We start from the raw sequence: 13,107 nt of genomic DNA, 5'->3' as shown, positions 1-13,107 counted from the left end.
CGCCGCCCTACTGGGCCTCGATCTGATCGAGACCGACGAAAACCACGTCCGCTACGCCACTGGTCCGACGCAGCCGCGCTACCGGAGCTGGTGACCGCACACTCGCCGTCGGGAAGGGATCAACACGGGTTGGCGCCTAGCCACCGTGGGACGGGTTCTTCAGGTTGCCGGGAACGACCGCCCTGGCTGGGTCCGGCTTGCCGTTCTCGTCGAGGACGTCCGTGTCGGGGCTGCAGTACCCGTCCAGGTTGTGCTCGTAGGGACCGCACCCGTCGCCGAAGCGGCCCGTCGGGCCGTTCCCGTAGGGAAACACGGAAGGTGCTGGGGGCGGCCGTGGTCGGTCGGGAAGGGCTCGTTGTCGTAGTCGTCGCGTCCTCGGTCCATGGGCCGGTGATCGCGCCCAGGCCGGCGCCCAGCGAACCGTCGGCCTGCTGGAACTCGAGGCCGTAGCCGCCGATGCGGTAGCGGTAGGTGTGGCCCCGGTGCACGGGACGCGTTCGGAGTGCGTCCAGGAGGCGGTTCCGCGTCGTGGCGCCGGTGAGGTGCGGGAAGCTGGTGAGGCCGTCGTCGGACCCGGCCGCGCCCTCGGACCGCTCGAGCGCCTCGATGTCGTTCTGCTGCAGAGCGACGTAGACGAGACGGACCTGTGCGGCCACCGCGTCCTCCACTGGACGCCCGGCGGTATCGAGGAGCTGCGGGCCCGAGGTGACCGCCGCGCGGACCGCGGGTGTGACGACAGTGGCCGGGACAGTCGACGGGGGTGCGGCGGCAACGACCGGTGTCGGCGTCGCGTCGCGCTGGCCGAGGGCATAGGCCCCGGCTCCGACGCCCAGAAGGAGCGTTGCGGCGAGCGCACCGGCACCGATCCGACGGGCGGTCGTGAGCCGGGGCGCCGGACGCTGTTCGTCGTGCGTCAGTGCCGGGAGCGCGATCGGCATGGTGGGGGCATCCCAGAGCCACGGGGTGGACTCCGTGGTCCCACGAGCAGGGCGTGGCCTGATGATCGTGCTGGTCATGACGTTCCCCCGAAGCGCGGCTGTGACGGCGGGGAGTTCGCCGTGTCGCAGCGTTGCGTTATCGCACTGGGGCTACCAGGGCAGGCGTTCACCCCATCGAGCGACTATCTCGGTCCATCGAACGGTCGACCAGCACGTCATGGTTAGACCAGCGGCATGTGCGCAGTCTGGACGCTCACCCGTGCGAGGACCTCGAACACGCAGGCCAGGCTGGTCTGGGGGCGGATGTCGACCGCCTCGCGTGCGCGACGGGATTCGTCGACGTAGTCGTCCGTCGACATGATCAGCCCGGGCACTCCGACTTCGGGATGTAGCCCTTCTCGCAGCCGTACTCGGTCTGCAGGTCGCCGCTCGAAGGCTGCCGGCCCGCGGCACGTCCCGGGTCGAGATAGCCCTGGTACTCGGCGCAGGCCGGGTTGAACACGCCCCGTGCGACGGCTCGGCCGCCGCAGCCCGGCGCCGTGTCGGCCTTGGTCGTCGCCCTGGTCGTGGTCGGCTTCGTGACCGGCTTGGAGATCGTCCGCGACGCGCGGGCGGTCGTCGTGGTCGGCGGGGGAGTGATGGTCGTAGTCGACGGTGGGGCGGAACTCGGCGGGGCCACCGCGACGGGAGCCGGCGCGCCGACCGCGAGCCGGTCGATCACCAACCCGGCGGTGACGGCGAGACCCAGTGCGACCACCGCCAGGACGGTGACCAGCACGAACCGCCACCGCTGTGACCGCCCCGGAACGACGTGGTGAACACCGATCAGGTCGGTCGTGGCCGGGTCGTCGTCGGGAACTCCGTGGCGACCGGCTGGCGGCCGCGGGTCGTTCTCGGTCATCGCTGCTCCCCCCGAGCGAGCTGCCGCGTCCACTGTCATCCCGTTCAACGCGACGGCTCAATGGGCGTCAATCGTCGGGGGAGCCCGACGAAGCCGGCGGCAGCGAGCCGTCTCGGGTTCCGCACCCGAGGACCGGCGTGGTGCGCTCGCTGTCGGATCGGACCGGTGCTGGTGGCCGGCGGGACGGTGGGCGGAGGCGGACTGGAGCCACCCCGAGGAGTTCGTGCGCCGGATCGCCGCGGTACTCGACGGGGCGGGTGCCCGAACTGGTCGTGCTTTGCTGCCACCGACCGCACCGACCGCACCGACCGCACCGACCGCACCGACCGCACCGACCGCACCGACCGCACCGAGCGCCCGTGGCGGCGGGACGGGCGCGGGCTGATGGGGCCACGGAAAGGGCGGTCGAGGTCGTCGGCACAGCGTCCTGGGCGCACGCGTGAGCGCGGCGGTACCTCGAGGGGTCGACGCTCGTCGCGCTCGGCCCGGCGACCGACGGCGCCGCATGGCTCACCGACACGGAGATCGCCGACAGCGTCCTGACGGCCCGCGACGCCGTCGAGGCGGGATGGGCGGCCGTCCACGTCGTCGGTTTCCTGCCCGACGAGGCGCGCCGCGCTCCGGCGGCCGCGAGCGACGCATGACCAGCACCGACGTGGGCCACCGCTCTCGAGCTAATCTCGGCCGTCGCGGTGAGTCCCGGTCACACCCGTCGTCGGGAAGGGGTGTGCGCGGGCACCGATTCCGGTGGAATCGGTCCCGTGGTGCTGTCCCCGGTCTCCCTCGTGGCGCTGGTCCTCGGGGTCGCGTGCCTCGGGGTGGGCGCGGTGGCGTGGAGCGGGGCGTGGCGCGGGTGGGCGTCGCCGGAGCCGACCCGCTCGGCGCCGATCACGCTCGTGCCGGGGGTGGGGCTGTTCCTGGTCACGCTGGGCGCGTTACCGCTGATCGTCCCGCCGCTCGGGGGGTTCGTGACGTTGGCCGGGCTGCTCGCGGCGGTCGGGTCCTGGCTGGTGCTGCTCTCGGAACCGCCCTGGTGGGGGCCGCGGTGGTGGCGGGAGCGGGGTCGCGGTGGCGGGCCGTCCGACGTCCAGGACGTCCTCTGGGTCGGCCGCGTCCCGCCCGAGCGCGACAGCGAGTACCTCGTGCTCAGCGAACGGGCGCCGGAGACGCCGCGGTGGCGGCGCGAGGTCGTGCTCCTCGACCCCGAGCTGGGTCGCCCCACCCTCGTCCACGACGACGGGGCCTGCCGCGGCTCCCTGCTGGCGTTCCACGACGACCTCGTGTTCGCCGCGGACCGGCGCGACGACGCGACCCGTCCGGGACCGACGATCCGTGTGCTGCCGGCCGACGGTCTCGCGGTGCGCCGGGGGAGGAGTCCGCGGAATGCGCGGATGCCGGTCGTGATCGTCTCGTCGGCCGACGGGACGTGGTGGCAGTTCGAGGTGGCGCGGCCCGGATCGGCGGTCGCGGCGGTGCGGCGGTTGTACCCGTCGTGACGTGTTAGCCCGGATGGGCGATGTTCGACGCCCGTCGATAACGGGTTCTCGACGTCACCCGACACGTGCCGTGTCAGCACTGGTTCGGTCGGGGGAGTCCATCGTGACGATGCAGCAGGGCGGTCCGCAGCAGGGGCAGTACGGCCACCCGTCGCAGTACGGGTGGGTCCAGATGCCCGCAGGGGGCGTGCCCGTGCCGCCGCCCGAGCCACGCAACGGGGTCGCGACGGCCGGCTTCGTCGTCGCCCTGATCGGCGCCGTGCTCGCGCTGATCCCGATCATCGGGATCGTGTCCTGGGTGCTCTCGCCCGTCGGCCTGGTCCTCTCGATCGCCGGTCTCGTCGCCGCCACGAGGCACGGCGTCGGACGCGGCCTCGCGATCGCCGGCGCCGTGCTCGGGGCGGTCGGCCTGCTGATCTGCCTGATCTGGGTCGCCGCGATCGGCTCGGCCGCCTCGACGGCGCCGAGCTACAGCTCCGGGACCTACTCGGCGTCGTCGGGCTCGTCGGGGTCGTCCTCCGCCGCGAGCCTGCCCGCCGGCACCTACGGCGCGGGCACCTACGCCGTCGGCTCGGAGATCCAGGCCGGCACCTACCGGACCTCGGGCGCGAACTGGTGCTACTGGGCGCGCCTCTCCAGCGCCGACGGCGAGCTCAGCTCGATCAACGCGAACGACAACGTCGACGGCAGCTCGACGATGGTCGTCAAGGCGTCGGACAAGTACATCGAGTTCAGCGGCGACTGCACCTGGACCAAGAAGTAGCACCAGCGCGACCCCGGTCGGCCACCCGATCGCTGGGCCGACCGGGCTAACCATACGGCTCGGACGAGTGAGCAGCTGCCGTTCGGTGCAACACCCGGCGACGTCCGGCGGACATACCGAGCATGACGCGGAACGATGACGACGCGGTCACGCAGCTGGAGATCGACGAGGCGCTCGCCGAGCACGGTCTGGTGCTCGTGACCGGCCCGTCGGTGGTCGCGGTGCGGGCAGTGCTGGTGGCGGCGGGGGAGCGGTACGGCGAGGAGCTCGCGGTCGTCCTCGACGCCACGCCCGCCGAGCTCGAGCGGCTCCCGGCCCGTGGACTGGTCGGGGCACGTCCCGCGGTCCTCGACGCGGTCCTCGGCCCGGTGCCCGACCTCCCCTTCGTCCTCGTCGACGGGCTTCCCGACGACGGGTGCGAGGTCCCGGACGCGGTGCGTGCGGTGGTGACCGCCGTGACCGACCGGCACCGGCTCGCCGTCGGGAACGCCCTCGACGAGACCGAGCTGGCGCGGCTGACCGGGCACGCCGACGGGCTCGACGCGGCGCTCGAGGCCGGGCTGGTGCACCGGGTGCAGCGCGACGGGGAGCCCCACCTCGCGCCGGACCCCGCGGTCGTCGACCTCGCCGAGAGCCACGCCGGGTGGCCGGTGAGCACCGCCTTCGCGCGGCGGCTGCGCGACGCCGGCGACCCCGCCCGGCTGCTCATCCCCGGCCGGGTGGCCGTGGCGCGGGGCGACGCGGGGGTCGGGGCGGTGCTGCTGGGGCGGCTCGATCCCGACGAGGTGCCGGTCGAGACCGCGTGGGCCGTCGCGGCGGCCGCCGAACAGCACGGGCACGACGAGGTCGCGGCCCGCTGGCACCGCTCGGTCGCGGAGCGCGGCGACGCCGAGGACGCGCGGGCGTCCCGTCGCGCGGCGGGACTGGCGGAACTGCGGTGCGGCCGCCGCCGCGCCGCCCACGACCTGCTCGCCGGGATCGACGGCGCCGACCGCGCCACGCAGGACGTGCTCGCGCGCCTCGCCCTGGTCGACGCCGACACCCACGCCGACGGACGGATCGAGGCGCGGCGTCGGTTCGAGCTCGCCGCCGACGGCGACGACGAGCTCGCCGCCGGGGCCGCGCTCGCCCTGGCCACGATGGCGCGGGAGGACGGTGACGACGAGGCGGCCGTCCGGTGGCTGCGCACGGCCGCCGAGCTGACCGCCGACCGCGAGCGCGGGACCCGGGCCCGCATCGTCGTGATCCCGGTGCTCGCCCGCCTCGGGCGGCTGCAGGAGGCGCAGGCCGCCGCCGACGACCTCGACGACCACCTCGTCGACTCCGACCCCCGCCCCTGGCGCGAGGCCCTCGTGCTGGCGCGCGCCGCGCTGGCGCGGTCGTCGGGCGACCTCGGCCTCACCCGGATCGTCCTCGACGGCGCGGCCCGCGACCTCCGGGGCGCCGCGTGGGCCGCGGCCTCGGTGGAGCTCGACGTCGAGCGCGGGCTCGTCGACGAGGTGCTCGACGCCGGGCGGCCGGAGTGGGTGCACCTGCGAGCGGTCCGGTCGGACCGACCGGGGCAGTCGTGGGCGCTCGACCCGCAGCGTCGGCTCCGCGCCGCACGCCAGGCGGCCCTGCGGACCCGCGACGCGCAGTGGGCGGCCGTGCCGACGCCGCGCCGGGCGGGGGAGTCCGCGGTCGCCACCCCGGCGACACCCGTGCCGGCGCCCCGCTAGGCAACACCGCGCGGCCGCGACGGTGCCGGATTCCCCGGCACCGGGTGCATGCCGTGACGCACTGCCGGCATCCGGAACCGGCGCCCGTCGTCGGGAAGCCGCACACTCGGAGGTGATGACCGCCCAAGCGCCCCCGACGCGCGACCGCTACACCCCGGTCCCCGACGAGATCGACGCCGTCGACCTCCCGGTCGAGGGGGCGATCCCGCCGGAGCTCGACGGGCGGTACATCCGCAACGGCCCCAACCCGCTGCCCGGCGACGACCCCGGGCACTGGTTCCGTGGTCACGGGATGCTGCACGGGCTGCGGCTGCGGGGCGGGCGCGCCGAGTGGTACCGCAACCGGTGGGTCCGCACCCGGGCGCTGGAGGGGAAACCGTTCCTCGGGCTCCGCGGGCCCGACCTCACCGCCGTCCCCGCCAACACCCACATCGTGCCGCAGGCCGGGAAGTTGCTCGCGCTCGTCGAGCAGGGGTTCCCGTACGAGATCGACGAGGACCTGGACACGGTCGGCCCGCAGGACTTCGGCGGTCGCCTGACGACCGCCATGTGCGCGCACCCGAAGACCGACCCGGTCACCGGCGAGATGCACTTCCACGGCTACTCGCCGTTCCCGCCGTACCTGACCTACCACCGGCTCTCGGCGACGGGCGAGCTCGTCGAGAGTCGTCCGGTCCGCGTCGACCGGCCGACGATGATGCACGACCTCGCGATCACCGACCGGCACGCGATCTTCCTCGACCTGCCCATGACCTTCGCCTGGCGCCGCATGGTCGTCTCCGGCATGCCGTTCGGCTGGGAGGAGCGCTACGGCGCCCGCCTCGGCGTCATGTCGCTGACCGACCCGGACGCGCCGGTCCGCTGGTTCGAGATCGACCCCTGCTACGTCTTCCACGTCGGCACGGCCCGCTTCGTTCCCGACGACGGGTCGGGGCGGATCGAGCTCGACGCCGCCCGCTACTCGGCCGCGGACGCCGCCGCCCTGTTCCCCGCGAAGCGCCGAAAGCGGCCGCGGCGCGACCCGGCGTCGGAGGCCGTCGCGCTCGGCGTCGCCCGCTACCACCGCTGGACGCTCGACCTGACCACCGGCGCCGTCACCGAGACCCCGCTCGACGACCGCCCGCTCGAGATGCCCACCCTCGACGACGACCGCGTGGGCCGGACCGCGCGCTACCGCTACGCCGTCGCCTCGGGACGACGCAGCGACTCCGTGGTCAAGCTCGACCTCGACACCGGCGTCACCACCACCCACGACCCGGGCGACGACGTCTCCGCCGGCGAGGCCGTCTTCGTCCCCTCCGCCGCCCCCGACCGGGCCGAGGACGACGGCTGGCTCCTCACGATCACGACGCGCCGCGACGGCTCGGCGTCCCGCCTGCTCGTCCTCGACGCCGGAGACGTCACCCGCACCGTCGCCGCGGTCACCCTGCCCCGCGGTGTCCCGGCCGGGTTCCACGGGAGCTGGATCCCGGCCTGACCGCACCGGACCGCCGGATTGCGTGCCGACCCGAGCGGGCACGGTCCGGGGGAACGCACCCGGACGACAGGAGCGACCGCATGAGCGACCTCACCGTGCCCCGGGGAGGCGACTCGACGCAGCCGACCCCCGACCCCGCCGAACGCGACGCCTACTTCCCGTCCCCGTACTCCCTCGGCCAGTACGTCCCGCCGCGCACCGACTTCGACGGCGTGCAGCACGAGGGCGCGTACACGGGTGGACGCTGGCGCATCCTCGTGATCGGCACCGACGAGCGGTACCTGCCGATGGCGAACGGTCGGCTGTTCTCCACCGGCAACCACCCCGTGGAGACGCTGCTCCCGCTGATGCACCTGCAGGCGGCCGGCTTCGCCGTCGACGTCGCCACGGTGTCGGGCAACCCGGTCAAGCTCGAGCACTGGGCGACACCGTCCGACGACGAGGCGGTCCACCGGGCCCTCGACGCCCTCCTGCCGCAGTTCCGGGCGCCGCGCCGACTCGCGGACGTCATCGCCGAGGGGCTCGACGACCACCTCGCCGTCTTCATCCCCGGGGGCCACGGCGCCATGCAGGGGCTGCACGACGCCCCCGACGTGCGGGCCGTCCTCGACCACGCCCTGGCCCACGACAGATTCGTCGTCACCCTGTGCCACGGGCCGGCGGCGCTCGTCGCCGCGGGGCTGCAGCGAGACCCGTCACCGCTGGCGGGCTACGAGGTCTGCGCGTTCCCCGACGCCCTGGACACCGGGGCGAACGTCGACATCGGCTACATCCCCGGCGAGATGCCCTGGCTGCTCGCGGAGGGACTCCGGGCGCAGGGCCTCGTCGTGGTGAACGACGACATGGCGGGCCACGTCCACCACGACCGCCACCTCATCACCGGCGACAGCCCGCTCGCGGCGGACGCGCTCGGCCGGCTCGCGGCCGACGTGCTCGTCGAGCGGGTCGCGACGGGCTAGCGGACCTCGAAGTCACCCGGCCCCGACGCCTCGAGCCGCGCCCGGTAGTCCACGATCCGCCACGGCAACGTGTTCACCACGCGGCCCGCGGCGTTGCGGTACCAGTTCGTCATGCCGGGATGGGTCCAGATCATCCCGGCGTGCGCGGCGTCGACCTCGGCGTCGTAGGCCGCGGCGACGTCCGCGCGCACCTCCAGCGCCGAGGACCCGCCGTCGAGCATGCCCGCGACCAGCCGCGCGACATAGCGCATCTGCAGCTCGATGATCGTGATCTGCGAGCCGCCGTGCCCGAGCGCCGTGTTCGGGCCCGACAGCAGGAAGAGGTTCGGGAAGCCCGGGACGGTGACGCCGAGGTGGGCGCGCGCGTCGTCGGAGCCCCACACCTCGGCCAGGGAACCGGCCCGCCCCTGCACGTCGACGCCCGCCAGGAACTCGTGCGCCGCGAACCCGGTCGCCATGATGACGACGTCCGCGTCGTGCTCGGCGCCCGAGGTCGTCCGCAGCCCGTGCGGCAGCACCTCGGCCACGGCCTCCGTCACGAGCTCGACGTCGTCGCGGCGCAGCGCGGCGAACCAGCCGTTGTCGAGCAGCATCCGCTTCCCGAACGGCGGGTAGTGGGGGAGGGCCTTCGCGACGAGGTCGGGCCGGCCCTCGAGCTCGGCCTCCAGGTAGCGGGTGAAGTGCCGGCGGTGCCCGTCGTTGGCGGCGTTGACCGAGCGCTCGGGGTGCTCCCAGTCGGGGTCGACGACGAGGGCCGGGTGCACCTTGTCGTTGAACGTCCACGCGAGGCGCGTGCGGTACCAGCCGGCGTAGAACGGCACCTCGGCGAGCACCTGCTGCCGTTCCGCGCCGATCTCGTCGAAGTAGCCCGCGTGCGGGGCGATCCACTGCGGGGAACGCTGGAAGATCGTCACGGCGTCCGCGACCCCGGCGATGCGCGGCACGATCTGCATGGCGCTCGCGCCCGTGCCGACCACCGCCACCCGGCGTCCCGCGAGGTCGAGGTCGTCGGGCCAGCGGGCGGAGTGGAAGAGCGGACCGGCGAACGCGTCGAGGCCCGGCAGGTCCGGCATCGTCGGGCGGTTGAGCTGGCCGACCGCCGAGATCAGCAGGGACGCCGTCCGGGTCTCCCGGGTCCCGTCCCGACGACGGATCACCAGCTCCCAGCGTGAGGTCGCCTCGTCCCACGTCGCCGCCTCGACCTCGACGCCGAACTCGATCGACCGGCGCAGGTCGGCCTCGTCGGCGTAGTCGCGCAGGTAGTCGAACACCTCGTCGCGGCGGCCGAACGCGGTCGACCACGGGTGCGGGCGGAACGAGTACGAGTACAGGTGGCTCGGGGTGTCGACGCCCGCGCCGGGGTAGCGGTTCTCCCGCCACGTGCCCGCGACCTCGGTGTTCCGCTCGAGGGCGGTCACCGGGATGCCCATCCCGCGCAGGGTCGCGACGGCGAGCAGCCCACCGACGCCCGCGCCGATCACCAGGGCATCGGTGCCGGGTGGGACCGTGGGCCGCGGGGTCGGCTCCGGCGCGGCCGCCCCGAGCGTCTCGGCCATCATCGGCTCGAACTCGTCGCCGACCGGCTCGCCCGTGAACGTCCGCAGCATCCGCAGCAGCAGGTCGCCCCGCGGGGTCGGGACGGCCGCCGGCGTCCCCGCGCGGAACGCCTCCACCGCCGCGGCGGCCGCGTCCCGGATCTCGTCCTGCACGGCGTCGGGCAGGCCGCCGGTGTCGTGGTCGTCCAGGCCGCGGGCCCGGGTCGGCGCGTACGGCTCCTCCAGCCACCGGAGGTCGCCGGTCAGCTGCACCAGGCACATCGTCAGGCAGGGCACGTTCGCCGCCTCGAGCGCGCGGCGCAGGTCGGTGGGCGCGGCGGTGGTCACGGGTCGACCTTACGGCGGGTAGGGCGCCGGCACGCAAGTCCGAGGTCCGGCCAGGTCAGTGCTTGACGTGTGCCCGGCGCCACAGCACAGTGACGGTCCTCTGGCCTACCCGCTGATAGGAGAACCGGCGATGGAGCTGGACGAGGCGATGCGCACCACCGGGACGTGCCGGTACTTCCGCGAGGACCCCGTGCCCGACGACGTGCTGCACGCGGCGATCGACGCCGCCCGCTTCGGGCCGCAGGGCGGCAACCGCCAGCCGGTGAAGTGGATCGTCGTGCGCGACGCCGCCCGCAAGCAGGCCCTCGCCGACCTCTACCTGCCCATGTGGGAGGCGTACTTCGCGGGCATCGGGGAGGGCACCGTCCAGGCGAACGCGCTGCCGAAGACCGTCCGCGACGCCGACCACTTCGCCCGCCACCTCGCGCAGGTCCCGGCGATCCTCGTGCTCTGCGCCGAGACCTCCGGCCTGCACCCGACCGACACCGAGCTCGGGCGCCTCTCCGTCGTCGGCGGTGCGTCGATCTACCCGACGATGCAGAACCTCTGCCTCGCGCTGCGCGGCCGGGGCGTCGCCACCGCGGTCACCACGCTGCTCTGCGCGGTCGAACCGCAGGTCCGCGAGCTGCTCGCGGTCCCCGACGACCACATCACCGCCGCGCACGTCGCCGTCGGCTACCCGGCGCGGTCCTTCCCGACGAAGCTCTCCCGCACCCCGGTCGAGCAGATCACCTTCGACGGGACCTTCGGCCGCCCGCTGTTCGCCGGGGCGCCGGCGTGAGCGCAGCGGCCGACGTCCGCGCGCTCCCGGACGTCCACCGCCGGCCGGTCGGCCGGGCCACGATCGGCGACCAGCTCCGCCGCCACGCCCGCACCCGGGGCGCCCGGGTCGCGCTCGTCTCGTACGACGGCGGGTCGCGGCGCGAGACCACCTACGGCGAGCTCGACCGGCGCGCGAACGCCGTCGCGCAGCACCTGCTGGCGCTCGGCGTGCGGCGCGGCGACCGGGTCGCGGTCATGGCGCGCAACGGCGCCGACGTCGTCGCGGTGTACTACGGCGCCCTCAAGGCGGGCGCGGCGTTCACCGGGATCAACGTGCTGCACGGCCGCGACGAGGTCGCGGCGCAGCTCGACCACGCCGCACCCGCCGTCGTGGTCGCGGGCGCGGAGTACGTCGACCTGCTCACGCCCCTCACGGCCGCCCTGCCGGGGCGGGTCACCCTCGGGGAGGCGACCGCGGGCTGGACCCCGCTCGCCGAGATCCTGGCCGGCCCGGACCACGAGCCGGACGTCGACGTCGACGAGCACGACCTCGCGATGCTCGTCTACACCTCGGGCACCGAGTCCACGCCGAAGGGCGTGATGATCCCGCACCGCAACTACCTCATCTCCACCGCGCCGGCGTGGAGCTGGGGCCTGCGCACCGGCCCGGACGACACGTGGCTGTTCGCCATGCCGTTCTTCACGATCGCGGGGCTCGGGTCGATGACCACCCTGACGATGATGGGCGCGACGCTCGTGCTGCCCGACTCGCTCGACCCGGCGCGGGCGCTGGAGCTCATCGCGTCCGAGCGGGTCACCGTCGTCGCGCAGACCCCGACGTTCTACCTCGCGCTGGCCCGCCACGCCGACTTCGGGCCGGCGACCGTCGGCACGGTGCGCCGCGCGATGACCTACGGCGGGCAGGTCTCGCCGGCCGCAGTCGATGCGTGGGCCGACGCCGCCGACGGCGTGGTCTGGGGGACCTACTGGGGCCAGTCGGAGCTCTCGCAGCTCGGCTCCGTGGGTTGGTTCTCCCGGCTCGAGGACATCCCCGACACCGACCCGTCCTGGATCGGCACGCCCGTCACGCACCTGGAGACCCGCATCGTCCGGCCCGACGGCGCCGACGCCGCGCCGGGGGAGACCGGCGAGCTCTGGTGCCGGTCGCCGTCGGTGATGCTGGGCTACTTCCGCGAGCCGGAGCGGACCGCCGAGGTGTTCACCGACGACGGGTGGCTGCGCACCGGCGACATCGTGCGCGGCGACGCCGCCGGCAACCTGTTCTTCGCCGACCGCGCCCGCGACATGATCAAGTCGGGCGGCTTCAACGTGTCGTCGCAGGAGGTCGAACGGGTGCTGCACTCCCACCCCGAGGTGCTGCGCGCCGCGGTCGTGGGGCGGCCCGACGACTACTGGTCGGAGGCCGTGACCGCCTTCGTCATCGTGCGGTCGCCCGTCGAACCGGCGGACCTCGTCGCGTACTGCCGGGAGCGCCTGGCGTCGTACAAGACGCCGAAGGCGGTGCACCTCGTCGAGGAGTTCCCGGTCGACGGCCAGGGCAAGGTGCTCAAGCGCGAGCTCCGGCACGTGCATGTCTGAGCCGGTCCCGTTGGCGGGGCGCCGCCGCGTCACCCCCGAGCAGATCGTCGACGCGGCCGCGGCCCTGTTCGCCCGCGAGGGCTACCACGCCGTCGGCACCCGGCACATCGCCGACGAGCTGGGCATCCGGGGCGCGAGCCTCTACCACCACTACCGGTCCAAGGAGGAGATCCTGGCGGCGATCTGCCGCCGGGTCACCGCCGAGCCGGTGGCCGAGACGCTGCCCCTGCTCGACGACGCCGGCACGCCCGGCACCCGCCTCGCGGCGCTCGTCCGCGCGCACCTGCACCACCTGGTGCGACGGCGGGTGGAGTTCCTCGTCGGGCTCCAGGAGCTGGCGGCGCTCACGCCCGAGCACCGCGCCGAGGTCGAGGGGCACCGCCGGCACTACCAGCGGCGGGTCCGGGACACCGTCGCCGCGGGCGTGCGCTCGGGGGAGTTCACGGTCGACGACCCGGGCCTGGCCGCCCTGGCCCTGCTCGACGCGCTCAACGGGACGGCGCGGTGGCTGGACCGGACCGGCCCGCGCTCGCCGGACGCGATCGCCGAGCTGTACGTGGCGATGCTGGTAGACGGGCTCCTCGGCCGACGCTAGGTCGACGTCAGGTCCG

The 13,107-nt window shown here is 74.4% G+C and carries 11 protein-coding genes; 8 read left to right on the top strand and 3 right to left on the bottom strand.

Annotated features, from left to right (window positions below; all coding sequences use genetic code 11):
- Positions 1–136: 136 nt before the first annotated feature.
- Entirely contained in the window at positions 137–313 is a 177-nt protein-coding gene (locus LN037_RS11550) for a hypothetical protein (protein WP_230752453.1), read from the bottom strand.
- 986 nt (positions 314–1,299) lie between these two features.
- Positions 1,300–1,839 carry a hypothetical protein gene (locus LN037_RS11545; RefSeq protein ID WP_230752451.1) on the bottom strand — a complete coding sequence of 180 codons (540 nt, stop codon included), beginning with the start codon at positions 1,837–1,839 and terminating at the stop codon, positions 1,300–1,302.
- 761 nt (positions 1,840–2,600) lie between these two features.
- Here LN037_RS11545 and LN037_RS11540 point away from each other — a divergent pair.
- The 5 genes from LN037_RS11540 (at position 2,601) to hchA (ending at position 8,252) form a co-directional block, all read left to right on the top strand.
- The gene (locus tag LN037_RS11540) at positions 2,601–3,335 is read left to right on the top strand and encodes a hypothetical protein (RefSeq protein WP_230752449.1); all 735 of its coding nucleotides are present in this window, start codon (positions 2,601–2,603) and stop codon (positions 3,333–3,335) included.
- Between the two features lie 109 nt (positions 3,336–3,444).
- Positions 3,445–4,098, top strand: a complete 654-nt coding sequence (locus LN037_RS11535) for an Rv1352/Rv1906c domain-containing protein (RefSeq protein WP_504755745.1) — start codon at positions 3,445–3,447, stop codon at positions 4,096–4,098.
- A gap of 122 nt (positions 4,099–4,220) precedes the next feature.
- Positions 4,221–5,816: a hypothetical protein gene (locus LN037_RS11530; protein ID WP_230752445.1), complete on the top strand. Its 1,596-nt coding sequence runs from the start codon at positions 4,221–4,223 to the stop codon at positions 5,814–5,816.
- 115 nt (positions 5,817–5,931) lie between these two features.
- Entirely contained in the window at positions 5,932–7,293 is a 1,362-nt protein-coding gene (locus LN037_RS11525; protein WP_230752443.1) for a carotenoid oxygenase family protein, read from the top strand.
- A gap of 80 nt (positions 7,294–7,373) precedes the next feature.
- Positions 7,374–8,252, top strand: coding sequence for a glyoxalase III HchA (hchA, locus tag LN037_RS11520; RefSeq protein ID WP_230752442.1), 879 nt, complete (start codon positions 7,374–7,376; stop codon positions 8,250–8,252).
- On the opposite strand, the gene LN037_RS11515 is transcribed toward hchA, so the two are convergent.
- Positions 8,249–10,135: a flavin-containing monooxygenase gene (locus LN037_RS11515; RefSeq protein ID WP_230752440.1), complete on the bottom strand. Its 1,887-nt coding sequence runs from the start codon at positions 10,133–10,135 to the stop codon at positions 8,249–8,251. The genes hchA and LN037_RS11515 overlap by 4 nt on opposite strands.
- A 130-nt stretch (positions 10,136–10,265) precedes the next feature.
- Between LN037_RS11515 and LN037_RS11510 the strand changes: the two genes are divergently transcribed.
- Genes LN037_RS11510 through LN037_RS11500 form a run of 3 tightly spaced genes read left to right on the top strand, consistent with a single transcriptional unit; the run spans position 10,266 to position 13,091 of the window.
- Complete coding sequence (locus LN037_RS11510) at positions 10,266–10,916, top strand: nitroreductase family protein (protein ID WP_230752438.1); 651 nt, start codon at positions 10,266–10,268, stop codon at positions 10,914–10,916.
- A complete protein-coding gene (locus LN037_RS11505) occupies positions 10,913–12,496 on the top strand; it encodes a class I adenylate-forming enzyme family protein (protein ID WP_230752436.1) in 1,584 nt (527 codons plus the stop codon). Before LN037_RS11510 ends, LN037_RS11505 begins: the two co-directional genes overlap by 4 nt.
- Positions 12,489–13,091 carry a TetR/AcrR family transcriptional regulator gene (locus tag LN037_RS11500; protein WP_230752434.1) on the top strand — a complete coding sequence of 201 codons (603 nt, stop codon included), beginning with the start codon at positions 12,489–12,491 and terminating at the stop codon, positions 13,089–13,091. Before LN037_RS11505 ends, LN037_RS11500 begins: the two co-directional genes overlap by 8 nt.
- Positions 13,092–13,107: the final 16 nt, after the last annotated feature.

Source organism: Actinomycetospora soli (assembly GCF_021026295.1).
GTDB lineage: Bacteria > Actinomycetota > Actinomycetes > Mycobacteriales > Pseudonocardiaceae > Actinomycetospora > Actinomycetospora soli.
This window is presented reverse-complemented; position numbering and strand designations above follow the sequence as displayed.

Bases quoted from the DNA above. Each gene is read 5' to 3' on its own strand.
- LN037_RS11545 (WP_230752451.1), bottom strand. From the start codon at position 1,839: ATGACCGAGAACGACCCGCGGCCGCCAGCCGGTCGCCACGGAGTTCCC.
- LN037_RS11535 (WP_504755745.1), top strand. From the start codon at position 3,445: ATGCAGCAGGGCGGTCCGCAGCAGGGGCAGTACGGCCACCCGTCGCAG.
- LN037_RS11530 (WP_230752445.1), top strand. From the start codon at position 4,221: ATGACGCGGAACGATGACGACGCGGTCACGCAGCTGGAGATCGACGAG.
- LN037_RS11525 (WP_230752443.1), top strand. From the start codon at position 5,932: ATGACCGCCCAAGCGCCCCCGACGCGCGACCGCTACACCCCGGTCCCC.
- hchA (WP_230752442.1), top strand. From the start codon at position 7,374: ATGAGCGACCTCACCGTGCCCCGGGGAGGCGACTCGACGCAGCCGACC.
- LN037_RS11510 (WP_230752438.1), top strand. From the start codon at position 10,266: ATGGAGCTGGACGAGGCGATGCGCACCACCGGGACGTGCCGGTACTTC.
- LN037_RS11500 (WP_230752434.1), top strand. From the start codon at position 12,489: ATGTCTGAGCCGGTCCCGTTGGCGGGGCGCCGCCGCGTCACCCCCGAG.